General features: G+C 41.0%; 17 protein-coding genes. 10 read left to right on the top strand and 7 right to left on the bottom strand.

Going from position 1 to position 20,285, the window contains the following annotated elements; translation table 11 throughout:
* Positions 1–68: 68 nt before the first annotated feature.
* Entirely contained in the window at positions 69–929 is an 861-nt protein-coding gene (locus BVC89_RS09090; RefSeq protein ID WP_086930890.1) for an NmrA family NAD(P)-binding protein, read from the top strand.
* Positions 911–1,408, top strand: a complete 498-nt coding sequence (locus tag BVC89_RS09085; protein ID WP_086930889.1) for an anthrone oxygenase family protein — start codon at positions 911–913, stop codon at positions 1,406–1,408. Before BVC89_RS09090 ends, BVC89_RS09085 begins: the two co-directional genes overlap by 19 nt.
* Before the next feature lie 92 nt (positions 1,409–1,500).
* On the opposite strand, the gene BVC89_RS09080 is transcribed toward BVC89_RS09085, so the two are convergent.
* The 5 genes from BVC89_RS09080 to BVC89_RS09060 form a co-directional block, all read right to left on the bottom strand.
* Positions 1,501–2,034 carry a DUF924 family protein gene (locus BVC89_RS09080; RefSeq protein ID WP_086930888.1) on the bottom strand — a complete coding sequence of 178 codons (534 nt, stop codon included), beginning with the start codon at positions 2,032–2,034 and terminating at the stop codon, positions 1,501–1,503.
* A 20-nt stretch (positions 2,035–2,054) separates the two neighbouring features.
* Positions 2,055–2,579, bottom strand: a complete 525-nt coding sequence (locus BVC89_RS09075; protein WP_216825120.1) for a DUF6702 family protein — start codon at positions 2,577–2,579, stop codon at positions 2,055–2,057.
* Complete coding sequence (locus tag BVC89_RS09070; RefSeq protein WP_245929360.1) at positions 2,579–5,038, bottom strand: M1 family metallopeptidase; 2,460 nt, start codon at positions 5,036–5,038, stop codon at positions 2,579–2,581. Before BVC89_RS09070 ends, BVC89_RS09075 begins: the two co-directional genes overlap by 1 nt.
* A 198-nt stretch (positions 5,039–5,236) precedes the next feature.
* The gene (locus BVC89_RS09065; protein ID WP_086930886.1) at positions 5,237–5,971 is read right to left on the bottom strand and encodes a sulfite exporter TauE/SafE family protein; all 735 of its coding nucleotides are present in this window, start codon (positions 5,969–5,971) and stop codon (positions 5,237–5,239) included.
* A gap of 287 nt (positions 5,972–6,258) precedes the next feature.
* On the bottom strand, positions 6,259–7,974 hold the full coding sequence (locus BVC89_RS09060; protein ID WP_086930885.1) for a M12 family metallo-peptidase: 1,716 nt from the start codon (positions 7,972–7,974) through the stop codon (positions 6,259–6,261).
* A 921-nt stretch (positions 7,975–8,895) separates the two neighbouring features.
* Between BVC89_RS09060 and BVC89_RS09055 the strand changes: the two genes are divergently transcribed.
* The 3 genes from BVC89_RS09055 to BVC89_RS09045 all read left to right on the top strand — a co-directional run bounded on the left by BVC89_RS09055 (position 8,896) and on the right by BVC89_RS09045 (position 12,472).
* Positions 8,896–9,594: a hypothetical protein gene (locus tag BVC89_RS09055; protein WP_086930884.1), complete on the top strand. Its 699-nt coding sequence runs from the start codon at positions 8,896–8,898 to the stop codon at positions 9,592–9,594.
* Positions 9,595–9,948: 354 nt separating this feature from the next.
* Positions 9,949–11,754, top strand: coding sequence for a biofilm-associated metzincin protease Mep72 (mep72, locus tag BVC89_RS09050; RefSeq protein WP_086930883.1), 1,806 nt, complete (start codon positions 9,949–9,951; stop codon positions 11,752–11,754).
* Positions 11,755–12,118: 364 nt separating this feature from the next.
* On the top strand, positions 12,119–12,472 hold the full coding sequence (locus BVC89_RS09045; RefSeq protein WP_086930882.1) for a hypothetical protein: 354 nt from the start codon (positions 12,119–12,121) through the stop codon (positions 12,470–12,472).
* Positions 12,473–12,495: 23 nt separating this feature from the next.
* On the opposite strand, the gene BVC89_RS09040 is transcribed toward BVC89_RS09045, so the two are convergent.
* On the bottom strand, positions 12,496–13,458 hold the full coding sequence (locus BVC89_RS09040; protein WP_216825119.1) for a sterol desaturase family protein: 963 nt from the start codon (positions 13,456–13,458) through the stop codon (positions 12,496–12,498).
* 89 nt (positions 13,459–13,547) lie between these two features.
* On the opposite strand from BVC89_RS09040, the gene BVC89_RS09035 reads away from it, so the two are divergent.
* Together BVC89_RS09035 and BVC89_RS09030 are read left to right on the top strand one after the other, a co-directional pair.
* Positions 13,548–14,846 carry an imelysin family protein gene (locus tag BVC89_RS09035; RefSeq protein ID WP_086930881.1) on the top strand — a complete coding sequence of 433 codons (1,299 nt, stop codon included), beginning with the start codon at positions 13,548–13,550 and terminating at the stop codon, positions 14,844–14,846.
* Positions 14,847–14,962: 116 nt separating this feature from the next.
* The gene (locus tag BVC89_RS09030; protein WP_086930880.1) at positions 14,963–16,504 is read left to right on the top strand and encodes a di-heme oxidoreductase family protein; all 1,542 of its coding nucleotides are present in this window, start codon (positions 14,963–14,965) and stop codon (positions 16,502–16,504) included.
* A gap of 44 nt (positions 16,505–16,548) precedes the next feature.
* On the opposite strand, the gene BVC89_RS09025 is transcribed toward BVC89_RS09030, so the two are convergent.
* Positions 16,549–17,121: a TetR/AcrR family transcriptional regulator gene (locus tag BVC89_RS09025; RefSeq protein ID WP_158657858.1), complete on the bottom strand. Its 573-nt coding sequence runs from the start codon at positions 17,119–17,121 to the stop codon at positions 16,549–16,551.
* 141 nt (positions 17,122–17,262) lie between these two features.
* Here BVC89_RS09025 and BVC89_RS09020 point away from each other — a divergent pair, with 141 nt between their 5' ends.
* The 3 genes from BVC89_RS09020 to BVC89_RS09010 all read left to right on the top strand — a co-directional run bounded on the left by BVC89_RS09020 (position 17,263) and on the right by BVC89_RS09010 (position 20,264).
* The gene (locus tag BVC89_RS09020) at positions 17,263–17,604 is read left to right on the top strand and encodes a DUF6463 family protein (RefSeq protein ID WP_086930878.1); all 342 of its coding nucleotides are present in this window, start codon (positions 17,263–17,265) and stop codon (positions 17,602–17,604) included.
* 223 nt (positions 17,605–17,827) lie between these two features.
* Positions 17,828–18,730, top strand: coding sequence for a winged helix-turn-helix domain-containing protein (locus tag BVC89_RS09015; RefSeq protein ID WP_086930877.1), 903 nt, complete (start codon positions 17,828–17,830; stop codon positions 18,728–18,730).
* A gap of 91 nt (positions 18,731–18,821) precedes the next feature.
* Positions 18,822–20,264 carry a serine hydrolase domain-containing protein gene (locus BVC89_RS09010; protein WP_086930876.1) on the top strand — a complete coding sequence of 481 codons (1,443 nt, stop codon included), beginning with the start codon at positions 18,822–18,824 and terminating at the stop codon, positions 20,262–20,264.
* The last annotated feature ends 21 nt before the right edge of the window (positions 20,265–20,285 follow it).

Here is a 20,285-nt window from a genome sequence, read left to right as displayed (position 1 = left end):
ACAACTAAGCTAAGCATCATAAATTTTGATCATTTAATTACTTACAAGCTTATAAGAGGATAATAGATATGTCAGCAAAATCACACACTTATCAAAATCATGGCATAACATTAGTGATTGGTAGCACAGGAAAAACCGGCACACGTATCGTACAACGCTTACAAGCGCGAAATATAAAAACTCGTGCAGTCTCTCGCTCAACTACCCCATCTTTTGATTGGCATGCACCTAGCACTTGGCAAGCAGTATTAGAAGATGTCAGTGCCATCTATATTAGCTACTCACCGGATCTCGCCATCCCAGGTGCCACAGGGATAATACATGACTTTGTGGAAATGGCAGTAGCAGCAGGTGTACAACGACTTGTTTTACTTTCTGGTCGTGGTGAAGAAGAAGCTCAAGCCTGCGAGCGTATAGTGCAACAAACAGATGTGGAATGGACAATTGTGCGGGCGAGCTGGTTTATGCAAAACTTTTCTGAAGGTGAATTTCTCAATATGGTGTTAAGCGGCACTATTGCACTACCTACATTAGCCCTCGACATTCCCGAGCCTTTCATCGACGTCAATGACATTGCCGACGTTGCAGTGGCCGCGCTAACGGAATATGGCCACGCATTTGAGACTTATGAAGTCACCGGACCACGCTTATTAACATTTAGCGAACTAGCAAGTGAGATTTCACAAGCCGCTGGACGAGAAGTACAATTTGTACAAATACCCAAGGCAACCTTTGCAAAAGGCGTTACTGACTCAGGTATGCCTAACGACATTGCTTGGTTATTAAATTATTTATTTGAAACCGTGCTCGACGGACGCAATGCTTACTTAACAGATGGCGTTTATCGTGCACTCGGCCGCGAGCCCAGAGATTTCACTAGCTACGCGCGCGAAGTTGCAGTAACAGGAATATGGAAAATACCGGCATGAATAACATCACCATGTATATGATATTAATATCGCTGCTAGGTGCAGGTCTGATGGCAGGAACATTTTATGCGTTTTCCACGTTTGTAATAAAGGCAATAGCGCGTACACCAACAGCTGAAGCGATCAACACCATGCAGTCGATCAATATTGTGGTCATTAATCGCTGGTTTTTAATTGTCTTTATAGGTACAGCTCTATCGAGTCTATTACTGATAATTAATCAGCTCATCTATAGACAAACAGCATATTACTGGATAATAAGTGCCAGCCTTCTTTACATTAGTGGAACATTTCTTGTTACCGTAGTGGGTAATGTTCCACTTAACGATGAGTTAGGGAATATATCAGCTAATGATGGGAGAGCTGCAAAGTTATGGCAAAGATATATTAAACAATGGAGTCGTTGGAATCATCTACGTACCCTGTGCTCAATTATTGCAACGCTGCTTTTTGCGATTGGATTGATGAAAACGACATGAAAAAACGACTGAGGTCGACGATAAAAATTTGGGAGCGAGCTGCACACTCCCAAATAATACTTAATGATAGGTCTGTTCTCGGCTTGGTATCATTAAAAACGTGAGCCAGGGCTTTTTAAAAACTCTATTTCCTCGGCTGTTGAGGTTCGACCTAAAATATCATTTCGATGTGGATAGCGGCCAAATCTATCGATGATCTTTTTATGCCTTATTTCAAAATCGAGATTTTTCAATTTATTGTTAGAATACAATTCCACAGCAATTTCATGGATTTTCTGAGATTCACTGTGCATAAATGGAATATAGAGGAAGCTCTTTTTACGATCTTCTAACTGTTGATCTAGCTTGAGAGATATGGCCTCTTGGGCTAAAGATAACGCGAGAGCATCGTTAGCGAATGCTTGGGGCGTATCTCGGTAGATATTTCTTGAAAACTGATCAAGCACAATAATTTCAGCTAGCCTACCGTCAATGCTACTTCGCCACTCGAAGAGTTCACACTTTGTTGCCTTCGTGTGAACTCCAGAGAAGCGCTGTTTTATTTGCTCGTCAAATTCGCTATCTTTCACCCACCAGTGAGACTCTTCAATTTCTTCAAACCAGAATGTTAAGACATCGTTGTACATAAAAAACCTAGAGTTTGTGACTAGTTTTGACTTAGCTTAAGTGTTTTCCATTCATCATCACCAAAAAACTCCACTGACTGGCGCTTCCCTCTGCCTTCTACATTGACTAAATTATGTTGGGACTTCCAGACTTCTCGCAACATGTTATTGTAAATATTAAGCTGTTTTAGTGCAGTCGGGATCTTCACTTCTTGATACACCCAAAAGAACTTACCTTCAACTTCATGTCCAACATAGTTAAGAGGCAAGGCATTATCTCCTTGCACACTTAGCTTGAAATGCTTTTGAACATAATCACCAAAAGCACGCTGCGATGCTTCACTACGTATAATATCCGCTTTTTTATCCACCACCAGTTTAATGGCATGTTCAGCATCGTGAATATAGAAGCGGTGGGCAACCTCAATGTTGCCCGTGCGTTGATTAAATAACAATGTACTTATGGTTTGCTTTTGCTGATGTCCATGGCTGGAAATAGCCAGCATACACATCAGCAAACAGCTGAGCCAAATAACACCATTATTTTTGCTAGTAGAGACCTTCATTACTTTTTCTTTTTTCTCGTCTCAGGCTTAACAACTTTCATTTTAATATCTTGCATAATATCTCGTTTTACAGGGTCAAGACTTGGCTCTTCTTTAAATGCTTCGATACGTGAAGGAACGATACGACGAGGATAATAGTTATTTTCAATATCCACATCGGCTGTTTCCCATTGCGGATCAATTAATACCGACTTAAGTTTTTTCTTTTTGTCGGTGACAATTAATTTACTCACATGGTGAGGAGAGCGTCGCCAAATTTCTGCCGGAATCATCATTTCTTCTTTCTTACCGTTTTCATAGGTTAGCTCAAGAATGATCGGCATTACCAAACCACCGAGATTAGAGAAGTCTAGAACATAGTAGTTTTTATCTTCTTTAATGGCACGTTTAAGCGCTTGACGCTCCCACTCCTCAAGATCCGCTAAAATCTGTTGGTATTCATTACGCTCTTTATTAGTAACAGTAAAGCGGTCGTTCTTATCATAAAAGTCACTGACATCTTTATTCAGCTCAATCCACAACTTACGGCCTTCAGCCTTATTGCGTTCGTTAAACAAAGAAATGGGCTTATCCGCTTCAAACTCTCTACGGCGCGCGAAGTCCACATCAGGATTTTTATCATCAATTCTTAGCTTGTATACCTTATCAATGGAGATATCTACGTGATCAGTAGTGTAGAACCAACCATGCCAAAACCAATCAAGGTCAACACCAGAGGCTTCTTCCATAGTGCGGAAAAAGTCAGAAGGCGTAGGTCGTTTAAATTTCCAACGCAAGGCGTACTCTTTAAATGCAAAATCAAATAGTTCGCGCCCCAAAATAACTTCGCGCAAAATATTAAGGGCGGCGGCGGGTTTGGTATAAGCATTAGGACCGAGTTTCAAGACACTATCAGACTGAGTCATAATAGGTACTTGAATATCTGACTTCATATAATCCACGATATCCCTAGGCTCTACTCCCCAAGGAATATTTGGATCCCACTCACGGCCAGCAACGCCATCTAAGAAGCTGTTAAGCCCTTCATCCATCCAGGTCCATTGGCGCTCATCAGAGTTAACAGTCATTGGAAAATAAATATGACCAATCTCATGAATCACCACACCAATAAGAAAGCGTTTTTCAGCTTGAGAATAAGTACGACTGCCATCTTCTTGCCAAGTGGTACGTGGGCCATTAAAAGTAATCATTGGATATTCCATTCCACCGACGGGGCCATTAATACTTTGTGCCACAGGATAGGGGTAATCGAATGAGAAGCGCGAATATACCTCCATAGTATGCACAACAGCTTCAGTAGAATACTTCTTCCACAGGTCGCCCCCTTCTTTGGGATAGAAAGACATGGCCATGACAAATGGCATCTCCTCACCACCTTGCTGATAGCCTTTCGCATCCCACATAAATTTGCGCGATGATGCCCAAGCAAAATCACGTACATTTTCAGCTTTAAAACGCCATGTCTTCACACGTTTGGTGGCTGTTTTTTCTTTTTCCAGTGCTTCTTCTGCGGTCACAATAAAAACTGGGCGTTTTGCATTCTCCGCTTTTTTCAAGCGTGCACGCTGAGTTTCAGTAAGCACTTCTTGAGGGTTTTGTAACACACCAGTGGAGGCAACAATATGATCAGCTGGCACTGTCATATTCACTTCGTAGTTACCAAACTCCAAAGTAAACTCGCCGCGACCAAGAAATTCCTTGTTATGCCATGCTTCGTAATCGCTATAAGCCTGCAAGCGCGGAAACCACTGTGCCAGCAAGAAAATATCATTGCCGCCTTTACGCGCATCGTCAGGAAAGTGTTCAAAGCCAGCCCTAGCAGACACCGAGTCCTCTTCTAATATGTTAAACATATACTGCATTTTAAATTGGATCTGCTCGCTCTCATCAAGGGCCCTGGGGAGATCGATACGCATCTGTGAACCAACAACAGTATAAGGTAAGGCCTTACCGTTGATATCTGTCACCGAAAGAATCTTGTATCCGGGTTCGTTATCGTCCATCCATTGTTGCCGGCGCAGCTCTCCCAGGCTGATACCTGCAGGAATATGATTGAGAGTATCCTCTTTGCGAGTGGCTGGGCCACGGCGACCGATACCACCGAACTCGACAGTGCGTTCAGCCAGAGAATCCGGCTTAAAGCGATTTTGGTCAAGTTGTAGCCACAGGTATTTAAGGCTATAAGGAGAGTTGTTGTGGTAAGTCACTAATTGTTCAGCAGACAGGCGGCGTTTGCTCTCATCTAATGTGGCGTTGATAACATAATCTACTTGCTGTTGCCAGTAAGCCTGTCCTGGCTCGCCCGCCGCGTTGCGGTACAAGTTTGGCGTGGGCAATACCTCATCGAGCTGACGAAACTTATCAACAAAATCGCCCTTAGTCTGCTTTACCGCATCGGCGTAACTCGATACATGAAAAAGCATCAAAACGATAGTAGATAGTGATAGTAAAATCTTCAAAGCCTATGTCTCCCCTTATTGGTATCCGTTAACGATATCTGTTTTGCTAAAATGACCACTTAAATTCCAGGGCCTTATACCGCCAAGGAAATTGCCTAGTGAATATGATGTTAAAACGATCCCCCAAGGCTTTGCCTCAAAGGCCTTTTTAGCCTGATAGGTTAACATGAATTTATTCTGCGACGACTACATAGATAGTTAAATAAAAGTGATAACAATCCCCACAAGAGAAATAAGAGATGCGATACCACAAGAGGCCAATAGCAAGGGCCTAAAAAGACCCAGGCTTATCATAGGACGAGTTTTTGCCCCTGCCCAAAAGCCGAGAAGAGCACTAGGTACAAAACTTAAACATACTAGGGTTAAATGCGGATCAATGAGGCCACCAATAAAGTAGCTTGCCAGGCTCAAAATACAGCTATACGTGAAGTAAAGACTGAGATTTGCGCGCATTGTATCAGGCTCACTATATTGCATAACCAATGCCATCGGCGGACCACCAATGGAAGTAGTGGTGCCCATAAAACCACTGGCAAAACCAGCAACAGCTAGGCGATTCTTGGTCGCTTCAAAACGGATAGAGACAACGCTGATTATCACTGCGATTAAAACGCACAGCGTCACCACCACGTGCAACCATACAGCCGCAATATGCGCTAAAGCATAGGCACCTAAGGCAGTGCCAGGTAAGCGCATTACAAATGCGGGCAACATACCTTTGAAGTGAATATTGCGACGTAAATTCCAAGCATTAGTTGCACTGATAACCAGAGCGATCCATGTGAGCACATAGGGCACCCAGCTGGGGTTAATTAAAATCACAATAGGTGCCGCTATCACGGCCATGCCAAAGCCTAGAGCCGTTTGCAGCCAACAGCCAAGAAATAGGACAAATGCTGTTAAGCACCATGCAAGAAGGGAAAATTCGCTCATTAATAGCTTAAATTTACATCAATAACACATGTCAGATTCGACGATACATACAAAAAAGCCATTGTAGCAAAATAATGCTATGGACTGTTATTTAACTTAACAGGCCTTCACTTCATCATAAACACGCATCTAATAAGAAGACATAATATTGTGTTTCAATAATAAAAAAGGGAATTTTAAACAAGATATTAAATAATGTAGTACTACCGCCAGCTAGAAGTCTAGCTGGCGGTTGCTGTTATAGAAATTGCAGTTGTTATAGAAATTACAGTTATTATAAAAGTAACTTAGTTACTCAACCTAACATTGCGAATCACGGTTTGGTTGTTCTGACTACCACGGTCTTTATCGTTGACTAAAATTAAACGGAAACCGGAACCAGTATAGAACTGACCGACGGGAATTTCGAATCGTTGTATACGTCCATTACCCGTGTAGCTAAAGCGTCTTATTCCCCAGTTTTGTGAGCCTGACAGTTGGAAAATACGATTGCGGCTTGCGGTATTATTTTCATCAAAACCAATACCATGAATTTCACCGGCATTGTTGGCCGCGAATTCGAAACTTAATACCGTGTCGGGTCTAATAGTAAAAGTCTGGTTGCTTGCACGCCAGATGTTACCCGTAAGCCTTGAACTACAGCCACTGGCACTAAAGCTTCCAGTATTGGTGTTAGTGAAAGGTCTCACACTTTCAAGGTTAGTACAGCTAGGGCTAGGTGTTGGTACTGGCGTGGCAGTGGGCGTTGGCACAGGCGTTGGTGTGGGCTGCGGGTTTGTAATATCCACCAAGCACGATGCGTTGCGAACAATCGGCGCCATTTGATTTAAGCTGCAATTAGAAAATTGATCACTACCATTAAGACTTGGATTCATTAAGAAGCGACCCGATGTACTCGCACATGCTGAGCCTCCTTGATTATCATGAGGAGCTCCGAAGTTATGGCCAAATTCGTGAGCAGCCGTTAATGCGCCACTGACACCACGACCACCTGCTTGAGTGACACCAACACCATTGCGTGTGCATAAAGCACGTAGATAAGCGATGCCAATAACATTGCCATCGAGATTTTTACCGGAAAACAAGTGCGCTAAGCCCGGATTGGGAATTTCTCGATTAACATAAGAACGAAAGGCATTCAAAAGCGAAGATGAGTTAGTTGAAGTAAGAGAGCCGTTATTGCTAAGCTCAACAATTCTATCAATAGCAAATTTAACACCCACTTGCTCAGAAAAAATTCCATCGACAACATTCATCTGGCTTAATACTTGGCCACGAGTATCCCCACGGCTAGAGGCTGCGTATTGTGTGTCAGTCACAATAGCTACATTTAACTGGCGCTCTGCCGCAGCTAAAGCAACATTATTTTGTTGAGTTAATCCTTGTAACTCATCGACGAGCTGTTGATAACGACTTTTCTTTGAAGACTTATCTTCAAGCCCACAAGAGGAGGTATCAACACTATCTGATAAACGATAAATCACAGATTCGGTTTTATACTGGCTTACTTGCTGTTGTAACCAAGGTGCTGCTTCGTCAACAACAATAGTTTTTTCATCAATAATAAAAAGTTCTTTGCCATCGTAAATAGCTCCTGAATAGACACCATTGCGGCGGCTCAGTCGAACCCAAGAATCTGATACCCCATCAAGACTTCCTTTATATAATTGCGTTTGTTCACTGACAGGTGTCTGCATTTGCTCAGTAATTTTAGTATTTTCACTAATGCTTAATGAGAATGTTCGATCGTAAGCTTTAAACGTCAAGCGCAGGACTGAGTCATCGGTTAAGAAACTCGCACCATTGATACCAACATCATCTCCGGAAAAATTTACAGCACGTGCGTCCAAAATCATTTTATGGTCTGTTGAAAATTCATCTGCATTATTGGCGGCCATCACATTAGGTGATGAAAGCGCTAAAATACTGGCAATAGCTGCAGCGGAAGGTAACTGATAAATAACATTTCGCAGCTCTAAAAAACGCTTTATTGAGTGCCTCATAAAAGCTCCTATAAAAGTAGATAAGATTTTTTTGATAACCGATTCGAAAAAAGGGGCAATCAAATATAAAACAATGCATTAGTGATTTAATTATTATAGAAATATAAACCTCTCGTTTTTTCTTTTATTGAACATCATCACAATTAACCAGCCTGTCACCTCGTTCAATATATTAATTAAATGAAGATCAAATTTTTTTATAAAAAAACTCCAAAAAATTACTATTAGAAAATTTAATTTTAATAGTTTTAAATTATTTAAAACTATTAATAAAAATAATTATTAAAAATAAAAGCCGATAGCCATATACACTAAAATCACATCTCCATAATTAAAAAGCAAAAATGATATGATATATCAAAACAAAAAAACGAAGCACACACTTTTAATCTGCCAAACCAGTTGGCATTAATTTTTTAAAACAATAAACAATAGAGGTAGACACAATTAAAGTTTAATAAAGAAATATGCTATGGAAAACTCGTATTAAAAGTAAGCTTATAAGAAGAGTTAGACTACTACTGGGCTCCCTAATTGAAATATTTCATTTGAATAACCCAAGACCAAAAGCGCACATAAAATTAATTATCTAGAAAATAAAAAAGTATTGAGAAAATTAAAGTATTAATTATCAAAAAAGCCACAACAACAATTAAATAAACCGACTTTATTTAAATAAAGGCGAGTTATTTCGATCGTATAGATGGCATAAAAACAAAATAAATAGAGATCCCTGTCACATTATCTATTTGGCTTTTCTGTGCTAAACAAGTTTGTGACTAACATCGCTAAATCACACTAAATGACGGGGTACTATCCGCGCAAATTGTAATGTTTAGATCAAACGTACTTTTCTAAGTTTTACATTCCCGAATGAATCATATCGATATTTTGATATTATTATAACTTGAGCACAAAATTATGATTAAGTCTTCTCTATTAGTGTTATGTCCAATAGCTGTAGGGGCAGCTATATATTTTGGTATTCAAGATGAAGATTCTTCCTCTGCTCAATCAATGCTTGCAGTTCCAGATAGAATGGTAGCAGAACCTACGGCAGGTTCTACTGACGTGCAGCAGCTAAGTCCGGCCTCTATCTCGCAAAAAACTGAAGCTAAAATTGTCAACGACATTACTGAAGAAGGCATTGCCCATAGATCAAGAGCAAACGGCAATATCTGGTCTAGCCAAAGCGAGACTAATGAAGTGCCGAAGCAATACTCTCATTTAAATGGCGACGGCGTTAGTCGGACATTTATTGAAATCGAACGCTCGGAAATAGAGGCTCTCAAGAAAAATTCAAACTTTAATATATCAATTCCTGCGATTAACACTCAGTACAATGCGAAAGTTAATAACGTTATTTATCACCCCAACGGCGATAAAACAGTTAAGGCTTTTATTCAAGGAGATGATGGCGAACGGCATAGCGTAACCATTACACAAGGTGAACATGGAACATTTGCCTCGCTCTCAACTCCAGAAGGTGCCTATGTGCTGGAAGCTGGACAACGTTCAGGCTGGATTGCGTCGGAAGATGATATAGCACAATCACATAACCGATCTGTCACTGATGAAGTTTATTTAACTCCGGATGATAGCGATATTCCTCCAAGCTGATTGCGAATACCAATATCATAGTTCTTTAGTTGTTAACACGTTTAGCTTCGCCTGGTTAACCGAGGCAATATAACGAAAAAGGCTTGTGTTGATTCGTTATAGTGATACCAAGCATCACTAAAATAAAGTGCTTTTAGTGTTATGCCGTTTCTATATCTAGGCTTTTATATTAAGCGGCTTGAGTTTTTTATAATTGAGTTTTTTAGATGTTACCTAGGGTCTGTTAACAATAAAAAACAGGAGTTCTATTTCGATCAGAAAAAGATTTACCACATAAAAATAATAGATGATAAAAATTAAATCATCAAACTTAGAAAATTAACTATTAGAGTTTTTACAATAAGAGTAATTACAATGAAGCAAAGACTAAGTAGAAAAATTGTAAGCCTAGGCTTTACATATATTTTCTGTATTATCTCAAGTATGGTAAGTGTGAATAGTTTTGCGCAAAGCACCGTTGATGTTATGGTTCTCTACACATCTGATGCGGCTCGCGAAAGAAATGGCGCAATCGATACTTATATTAATTCTTTAATTGAATTTTCAAATACAAGCTATGAAGATAGCCAAATGGATCTGCGTATCCGCCTTGTTCACTCACAACAATTAAACGTCAGAGGAGTCAATGCTATTGATGGCGGTTCGTTAGATGCCTTGCGCAGAGATGCTCAGGTAAATGAGTTACGCGCAGAGTATGGCGCCGACCTGGTGGCGATCCTTATACCAGCTCAGCGAGGAAGCGGTGGCACCGTGTGCGGCATCGGCTACGTTGGTAGCGGTCGCAATGGCCAACTTTCAAGATTTGCTAAAAATTCCGCCTTTTCTATTTCCGGTTCTAACTGTGGAGCTACAACCTTTGCTCACGAGTTGGGACACAACATGGGGCTAGGACATTCTCGCCGACAAAACAGCTCAGGTGGCGTTTTTGATTTTGGTGTGGGCTATGGAGTGCAGAACAACTTCTCCACTATTATGGCCTACAGCCAAGTATTTAATGCCAGAAGGGTAAATCGTTTTTCCAGCCCGGACCAAACATGCCGTGGCGTACCATGCGGAGTCAGCCGTAATAGCGGTGATGGCTCGGACTCTGTATTTGCAGTAAACGCGGTTGCCCGCCAACTTGCAGACTTCCTACCGAGTAATAATAACGGTGGTGGCGGCGGCGGTGGTGGATCACCAGCGCCAGAAGCAGACCCTGTGCGTCCAGTGCCAAATATTGCTAATAATTTAGTGGAAAACGCAAGCTTCGAGGAAGGACAAAACGCATGGCTAGATAAGTTTAACAGCAGTAGTTTACGCATTGACAATATTCGTCGCTACACCGGAGAGCAAAGTTTATTAGTCAACAACCGCGGCTTTTTCTATTCCGGCGCATCACAAGACTTACTAGGTAAACTCAGCGATGGTGATACTTATAAAATTTCTGCCGCTATGCGTCTTCAAGGAGATGGATCAGATCAAGGACGTATGGCTATAGGTATTACCGACGATCAAGGGAGACGTTATATTACTTTTGATCGTATTGGTATTTCTGGTAATGAGTGGAATGAAATTAGCGGTGAGTTCACTCTGCAAGCAGAAGGAAGAATTAGAGAACTATTTGTTCACTTTTATGGCCCTTCTGAAGATAAAAACTTCTATCTAGATCAAGTAAGCATTGTTCCAGTTAAGGTAAATCAACCGGGTAATGGTGGCGGCAACACCTCACCTAATGTGGTACTCAACGGTAATTTTGAAGACGGAACCTCAGCCAATTGGGAAACAGGGTTCTATGGTTCTATCGGCGCTATTAGCGAAGCACAGCAAGAAGGTAATTACAGCCTAAGAACGTTTAGTCGTGCAGTTTGGTACGATGGCCCAATGCAACGTATTACTAGCAGAGTAGCATCAAATAAGGTTTATCAACTTAGTGCTTGGACAAGGCTGACTGACGTCTCACGAGGCGAGCAAAATGTTGAAGCACGTCTTTTCTTTAGAGATGACCGAGGCAGCAACTGGCAGCGTTTTGACATTAAGCGCGTCGGTCTTAATTGGACAGAGTTAAGTGGTGCGATTAGTGTGCAAGCTACAGGAGAAATCCAGGACGCCCGCCTTTATTTCTTCGGTCCACAACGAGGCGTAAACTTTATTATTGATAATGTTGTGCTAGAAGAGCAGTAGTATTTCACTGTTATCTGTACAGATAAAATAAAGAGAGAGTCAATTTGGCTCTCTCTTTTTGTAAAAAATTGTTATCCTAATCCACATTAAATAAATACTTCACTAAATCGCTTCTGCCACTATTTGCTAAAACCTAAGCACATCAATAGCCTGACAGTGGTCGCGTTCAATTAACACGTTATTTATGGTAACAGCTATAAAAAACAGCTTAATTTATCCATAAAAAGCTGTCCTATGGACAATGTCTCACAAACCAATACGCAATTGTCTACTAGTTCCATTTTCCACCTCATGACACTATATCACTTCATTTGAGAGACCCATGGTTATGCCAGGAATTAATATAATTAAAGGAAATAGCGTTATGACATACTGCATCATCGCCATTAAAGAGAAAAATCAATACACCTCCATTGTTTGTCATTCTAAGCAAAGATCCAACATTGGCGATGTGTTGCGCAATTATTACACAACAACTGATGCCGTAAGAAAGTTACTGACCATGGGAGATCTTAATCGTCTAGAAAAAGATGCCGTGATTTCATTTCACTTTCATTGGGGATATCGATGGAATGAGGCGCGCCCAATAGACCACAGCCACCACAGCTTACTTATGGCCTATAGCTCAGCTATTGGTGCAGAATCCTTGTATGTATTTGAAAACAATCAGTGGCACGAAAAAGAGATTCAATTTCAAGACCAGCGAGCCATTGCGTAAGCAATGGCTCTTTAACAACTAGGCTAGCTTTTATTTTTATAATAGATATTTTTATAACACTGTCCCCAGAAGTTCTCCGGCAGAGATTGCAGGGTCTCGGCTTGTTTTGCAACAAGACCAAAATGTGTTACTTCTTGCCGCTTGCTCGCTAGCCACGAGCCAAACATACGATCCCATATGGCAAGAGTAGCACCAAAATTCTTATCAATATGCGCCGCATCAACACTGTGATGAATCTGATGTTGCGCAGGGCTAACCAGCCATTTTTCAAATTTACCGAAGCCTAACCAGACATGGCTATGCCTTAAATTTGCTCCGAGCATATTAAAAAAGAAGTGAAAAACACTTACACCGAGGATATCGATGAGGCCTATTGGATTGTCGAGGCAATACATAAACACAGCACTCACCGATGCCAGTACCACAAGCCCTCTAACGCTGCTAACCATCATCTCCAACCAATGAATACGATAGAGAGTGACAGGTGTTAATATCTCTGCACTATGATGCACAGCGTGAAAACGCCATAAATGGGGGATTTTATGAAAGGCGTAGTGAGTGAGAAAGCGAGAGAAGTCCTCAGCTAAAAAGAGCACTACCGTAAACGCTAGCGATACCCAAATCTCAGGTAGCAACCAAAAATTTCCAGGGCCAAATGTCTGCAAAAGCCAGCGATTTATAATAATAGCAAGAGATAGACTCCCACCGAGAATAGGAACTACCAGGAACACCCGCAAAGCATGATTAAAAAAAAGCCACTGAAAGTCATGCAAGCTGGAGCGATGTAACCATAAACGCGGAGTTACCACCTTCTGAACAACTAACCGCAATGAATCCTTTTTAATCCACATCACAACGATTGCGATAAAGGCACTACTGAGTAGATACAGCCAAAAAATACGTTTATGCGGGCTCGCCAAAAACGTAATCGGCTCTGCTACTACAGCAACAAATACAGAGGCAAAATTAGCAGTATCAGAAATCACGGAAGCACTTTACTTGAAATCGTTAAAACACACGATTATGATAATCATTATTATTTAGATTATCAAATATTATTAGGGGAATTCATATAATGCAAGGGCACTCGTTCTTAACACCTGCATTTTTACTATTTATCAGTGCAGCAACCATCATCACCGCATGCAACGGCAGTAATAATTCGTCGGGCGGCACTTCAGGCGGATCGTCATCTGCCTCACCCACACCTCAACCAGTAACAGAAAAAGCAGTGATTGATAACTATGTAACAATTGCACATTCAGCTTATTCAGATTCACTAAGTGCTGCACAAACACTTCAAACAGCCATTAGCACTTTTTTGGATCAACCCAATGAAGACAATTTGACACAGGCTAAAACAGCCTATAAAGCGCTGCGTATTCCCTACCAACAAAGTGAAGTCATGCGTTGGGATACAGATATCACCCTCAACACTAATACCGGTGTTAGCGGTATCGAAAGTGTGGATGCCTGGGAGGGACAGGTAAATGCCTGGCCACTAGCAGAGGGCTTGATCGACTACACACAAGATGACAGTAGCAATAATATTATTGCCAGCAGCAACATGATTACCAAAGCGTTCTTAACATCACAAAATGGTTTAAATAATGATGACGCGAATGTCGCTACGGGTATCCATGCCATTGAATTTTTATTATGGGGACAAGATTTAAATGGCGTTAATGCTGGTGCTGGCGTGCGACCAGCAAGTGATTACAGTACAGATAGTTGTAGCAACGGTAATTGCGAACGTCGAGCACAGTATCTAAGGGTGGTGACGGAATTATTAGTAGATGACCTAACGGCAATGGTTGCCGAGTGGAGCCCTGAAGCGATACAAACAGAAGGCACCTTGGCCAATAACTTTGTCAACTCCGACAAAGCACTGGCTTATATTGTTGGTTCGATGAAAGTTATGGCTGACGACGAACTGGCTTCGGCACGTATGGGCACAGCCTTAGAAACCGGCGACCCAGAAGAAGAACATGACTGCTTTAGTGATTTAAGCCATGTGGCGATTTATCATAATTTCCAAGGGATAAAAAACGCCTTCTACGGCACTTACAAAGAAAATAGCGGAGCAGGCTTTGGTGATTTACTGCGAGAACGCGATCAAAATTTATATGAAACCATTGATATGTTAATGATTAACATTGAAAGCAAAATGTCACAAATTTTAGAAACTGGTGAACGTACTAACAATACCATACGTTTTGATCAGATTATTGGTTTGGGACAAGGTAATACAGAATTTGATAACGCAAACTCAGCAAGCCTCGATTTAATCCAATTAGGTTTAGAATTAAACCTTGCCAGAGAGGCGTTATCATTAGAAGAACTCAATGTTAACGGTGGCGGCGACGGCGACTAATTAGTGGCAGCTAACCGCGACTAACAATAGTACTTAGGGTACGGTTCATACTCATTTAATTTCCTTCCTTTATTGCGCCTACAAAGGCGCAATAACTTCGATCACAATAAAGTACAATGAAAACAAACAGTATAATTCTAGGCCTCGCCTTATTTAATTTATTTTCATGCAGTGGCAGCGGTGGTAACGATAATAGTAACAATCAGCAAAACAACGGAAGCACTACCTCACCAACGCCCACTCCCGTTATCGCGCAAGATAGCACACGTGTAAACAATACCACCTCAAATTCTTTTTCTTCTCATGTGGCTAATTTAACTGATGTAGAAAAGATTCGACAATTTAACATTGGCGATGATTTCTTTGAAAATCCATGGGTGGAAAAAACCTCTAGCACTGAACTACGCGATGGTTTAGGCCCCCTGTTTAATAATAATGCTTGTCAAAACTGCCATATACGGGATGGTCGTGGACATGCTCCTGGCGATACCGGCTCGGCTAGTGAAAATGATTTTTCCACAATTTTATTTAAAGCAGCAAAATCCGACATTAGCGAACAACAAAGAACAGACATGATGGTAGGCCGCTTAGCTAATGTTGGCGATACAAACGTCGGCGGCCAGCTGCAACAGCGATCGATTTTCAATATTCAAAACGAGGTGAACTTAGCGGTTAGCTACACTTATCACAACATCACTTTTGAAGACGGTTTTAGCGTAGAATTGCGTAAACCCGAATGGCAATTCGAAAGCACCTACGCAAGCTCAGGCTACGACTTTAACAGCGACACCATATTCTCGGCGCGGGTCACACAACCGATGATTGGTTTAGGTTTACTCGCCCTTATTGATGAAGATATTATCCGCAGCCAGCAAGATATCGCAGATAGCGACAATAATGGAATCTCTGGCAAAGCCAACACCGTATGGGATGCTGTAAATCAACAAACAAAACTCGGTCGTTTCGGTTGGAAAGCAGGACAACCTTCAGTAAGGCAACAAGCTGCCGCAGCCTTTAATAATGATATGGGGCTAACAACAGAAATTTTCTTGCAAGAAGGATGTATCAGCCACCAAGTAGACTGTTTAAATTCACCCAACGGCAACGGTGATAGCATGAGCGACTATCCCTATGAAGTCGCCACTTCAGTGCTCGATAACATAGAGTTTTATGCCAGTCACTTAGCAGTACCACAGCGCCGTAATCCTAATGCTCAAAGCGTACAAGCTGGTGAACAATTATTTAATAATGCCGGATGTAATGCTTGCCATGTTAAGTCCTATACTACTGTCGAGCATGTAGATTTTCCTCAACTCGCCAACCAAGCAATAGAACCTTTTACAGACTTACTTCTACACGATATGGGTGATGACCTCGCAGATTTTTCACACACATCAATAGGTAACCAAACGGCTCCTAAGCAAACTGCCATTGAATTCCAGGCAACAGCACACGAGTGGCGAACCCCTCCCCTTTGGGGATTAGGTTTGGTAAAAACCGTCAACCCAAACGCCAGCTTCCTGCACGATGGCCGCGCGCGTAATATTTTGGAAGCGGTGTTATGGCACGGCGGCGAAGCAGAAAGTGCGAAAAATATGGTGCTTCGCTTTAATCAAGTGCAAAGAGAGCAGCTGCTCGAATTTCTAAACGATTTATAAAAGCAAGCGCACTTTTATATAGATTTTAAATTAGCGCCAAAAATCTAATCAGACACTAAAACGCCTTTTTTAACGGCATCAATCAGGCATTTGAGTACCAAGCGTACTTCTTGATTGGCATTGGCCTTAACACTGGCTTTTAGTGTCCTCGACCCGATATAAGAGGCATAAAGAGCTTTAGCAAAGTAGGCGTTTTTTGTTCCAACAACCTTAAATTGCTTTGCTAGAAACTCAATTCGCCTATTATCCACTGTCGTCACTCTTTTCGCAGCTTCAATATCATGTAGCGCCCACTCACGAATTGCCATCTCAGCCCTTATCAGATAAGTATTAGGCTCGGCCTCTTTGGCCATTTCAAGGAGGCCATAAAGTGTAGCCTCTCCAGGTTCAAACTCTTGAAGAGATTCTATAATCTCTTCAGTGCGTAAAAGCTGCCAATTATCGAGAAGGCAGCGCTTATACTCCCCTAAATTTTTGAAATGCCAATAAAATGAGCCCTTAGTCGTTTTAAGATTACGGGCAAGTGCTTCTGCACGAATACCGCCATACCCCTGTGAAGTTAAAGCCTCGAAGCCTGCTGTAAGCCAATCATCCTTAGTAAGGCGTTTAGTTACCATAAAGCTCTCCATACGGGTGAGTATTGACATTGAACGGCTCTAAATCATACCATACGCCTACGTATGGTTGCGATCAAAAATTCGATCTCTATGAAAGAGTGTAAAAAATACTAGAAATATCTAAAAATATGGAGAAAAAACATGAAGTGGATAGGTTACTGGCTTATGACTGTGGCAACACTTCACACCATTTTAGCCGTCTTTCTCTATGGCACCATTTATACTGAGTGGCTGCAAACAGGACTTGTAGGGAGTATCCAATCTGATGCACACAGATTGGGGCTCTGGTTTCTAGTATCCGGATTTCTTATCTTCACCCTCGGCACGTGTTTATTACACATACCCTCACCGCCGCTTAGCATTGGCATTCTTTTATTGCTTATCGCTTTTCTGGGTTTGGCTTTGTTGCCCAAATCAGGCTTCTGGTTTTTACTTCCACCCGCACTCGCTATCATTTTTAAGCGCCCCGCTGCTCCTAACTAAGTCGCTATATTTATTGTACAGACGAAGTTTTCTACTTCCTTTTCTTAAGTGATAACCACCAAGGCCGTGGATGCGGTCACATACATCATTAGCAGTATATTAAGATGAGTTATTAGAGGTGCTCATAAGTTAAAAACTGTTTACTATCCTTACTAGGCACAGCTAGAAAATTCTCGTTAACCCGTTAGTGTCGGGAACAGTTTAAATTTTAGGCTTTAATAACATGCTAAAGAAAAGTTTAAGTTTCAATAACATTGAACATACTGTCACCTACAAAGATCATGTTCTTAGCCTAAATCCACTGAGTTTTAAATTGCTTAAAGTTCTAGCCGATGCAAATGAGGAAACGGTATCAATAAACACTATTGCATCACAAGTTTGGCAAAATAGCGCAGTCAGTCCAGAAACCCTAAAGCAGCGAGTCTTCGTTTTAAGAAAGTCGATTACCGAATCAGGTATCGATGGCTTAGTTATACGATCAATTAGGGGGGAAGGTTATCGACTCATTATCGAAGATAATTTAAATAACTTAAGACCACAAGAGATCTCTAAAAATCATGATTATTTAAATTTTTTTAAAACACATAAAAATGCAGCAAGAATAATTATAGCTTTGTTGTTCATAACCATTAGCGCCGTTGTTTTCCTAAAAGCACACTCGAAACATAACTATATTAATAATCGCATTGCATTGTGGACAAATGTTGATCAGCAGCAACTGCCAAAATCTACAGCTAGAATCTACACAATTTGGCACCAAAAACTATCCCATGAAATGGCCAAAGGTAAGATAAATCTTATCTTATCTAATAGACAAAAAGACATGCTCGTTCCAATTCAAGCCAGAAAAAATCGTATCGCTTTAATAAGTTACTTCGAAGTAATAACACAGAATCAGAAAATCATTGTGAACTTGAGTATCGTTGAGCCAAAAACAGCGACAATCTTGAGAACAGATAGCCTTGAGGTATTACCTAATTTAAATGCTGAAAATGTCTTAAAGTCACACCTCAAAGGTATGCTTGAGCTGATTTCTTCTGGCAAACTAAATCTAAGCAAACAGCATAAAAATAACTCAAAAGATCCAATTTGGCTTCATTTAAAACAACTCGCTAACCCCAAATAACCATTCATAACGCTTCTTGACTCTTATTAACTAACAAGTTAACAGGCATCGTGCTCTACTGAGTAACCTACTTAGGCAGAAGAGACACAACATGAAGCTCTCAATAACCCACTTACGATTTATTGCTTTTGTTATATTCCTAGCCTGCTTGCAGACCAATGGCCAAGAAAACGTCAAAGCAGTTACTTCTGAGCAAAGTCAATATGAAAAAGAGTTATCTAAATTATTGGATAGCCTAAGCAACGTTACCAAAGTTCCCAGCTTTTCAGTTTCTGTTGTCCATAAAGGTAGACTAGTGGCATCCGCTTCTACAGGTTATACCGACGTAGAAAATGGTGTGCACACAACAAATGAAAGTATTTTTAGATTAGCTAGCGTCTCTAAGATAGTTGGCGCATCAATGCTGGCTGAACTGGTCATCGCAGGCAAATTAAATCCTGATGCCCATATTGGAAACTATGTACCGAACTTGGACGAACGTTACCATCAAATTACTATAAGGCAATTATTGTCCCACACCTCAGGTATGCCACATTACCAAATAAAAGACTACGATATCGACAATAAACATTATCAGTCGGCACAAGAAGCACTTGAAACCCTAAAAGGAAGAAGCCTTCTATCCTATCCTGGGGATAAATATCATTACTCAACACATGGCTACACCTTAGCCGGTGTGATTTATGAGTTAGTAAGCAAAAGGGCCCTCTCTAAAAGTTTACCCGACTTTATACGACGCTGGACAGGAAAAAAGACACCCGTTATTGAGGACATTCGCAATCTTCACCCCAATACCTCTAATCTCTATTCACTTTCATTTGGTGGTGTCGAAAAAATCGCTTTTAGTGAAAAGTCCTACAGTATATTTGGAGCAGGTCTATCAGCAACGGCGTCCGAATTAGCTTATTTTGGATATGAAGTATTGAATAAAAGTAGAAGTAATACGGATTACGAAAAGCTGCTATTTTCACCTTCACTTACAAATAACGGCCGAGCTGTTGCAACATCAACATTCCACGTAGGTTTTGGATGGCGTATCGGTCATGATGAGCAGGGGAGAAAAGTATATCATCACGCCGGAGCCACTCCTGGCGCGAGATCAATTTTGGTGCTCTACCCCGATGAAGATTTAGCTATCTCAATACTGTCAAATGCTAGGTGGATTTCTTCGATCGACAAGATGGCTTTCGCCTTAGTAGATCTATATCTAAATAACGTTAAACCAAATGCATTAAAACCCGGTACAACATATACAGCAACTTTTGGTACTGCAACAGTAACAGGTAAAATTAGTTGTAATAACGCTACGTGTTATCTTAAAAATGAGAATACGCCCTACACTAGGTGGCTAAACACCTTTAATTCAACAGGCAATCACACAGACGATTGGCCCATATTTTCATACTCCTCCAAACATGGCGATCGCCTATTAATGGTAAGTAAAATTGGCATAAGGTCATTTGTTGGCAATCGAGGCTATTACCAAGCGAATGTTCGTGAAGATAAAACCTACTCACTAAAGATCAGCTTTTAAAACATTCACTATTTAATAAAT

The sequence above is a fragment of the Agarilytica rhodophyticola genome, assembly GCF_002157225.2.
Taxonomy (GTDB): Bacteria; Pseudomonadota; Gammaproteobacteria; order Pseudomonadales; family Cellvibrionaceae; genus Agarilytica; species Agarilytica rhodophyticola.
Note: the sequence above shows the minus strand (reverse complement) of the source record. Positions and strands in the feature narration are given on the sequence as shown.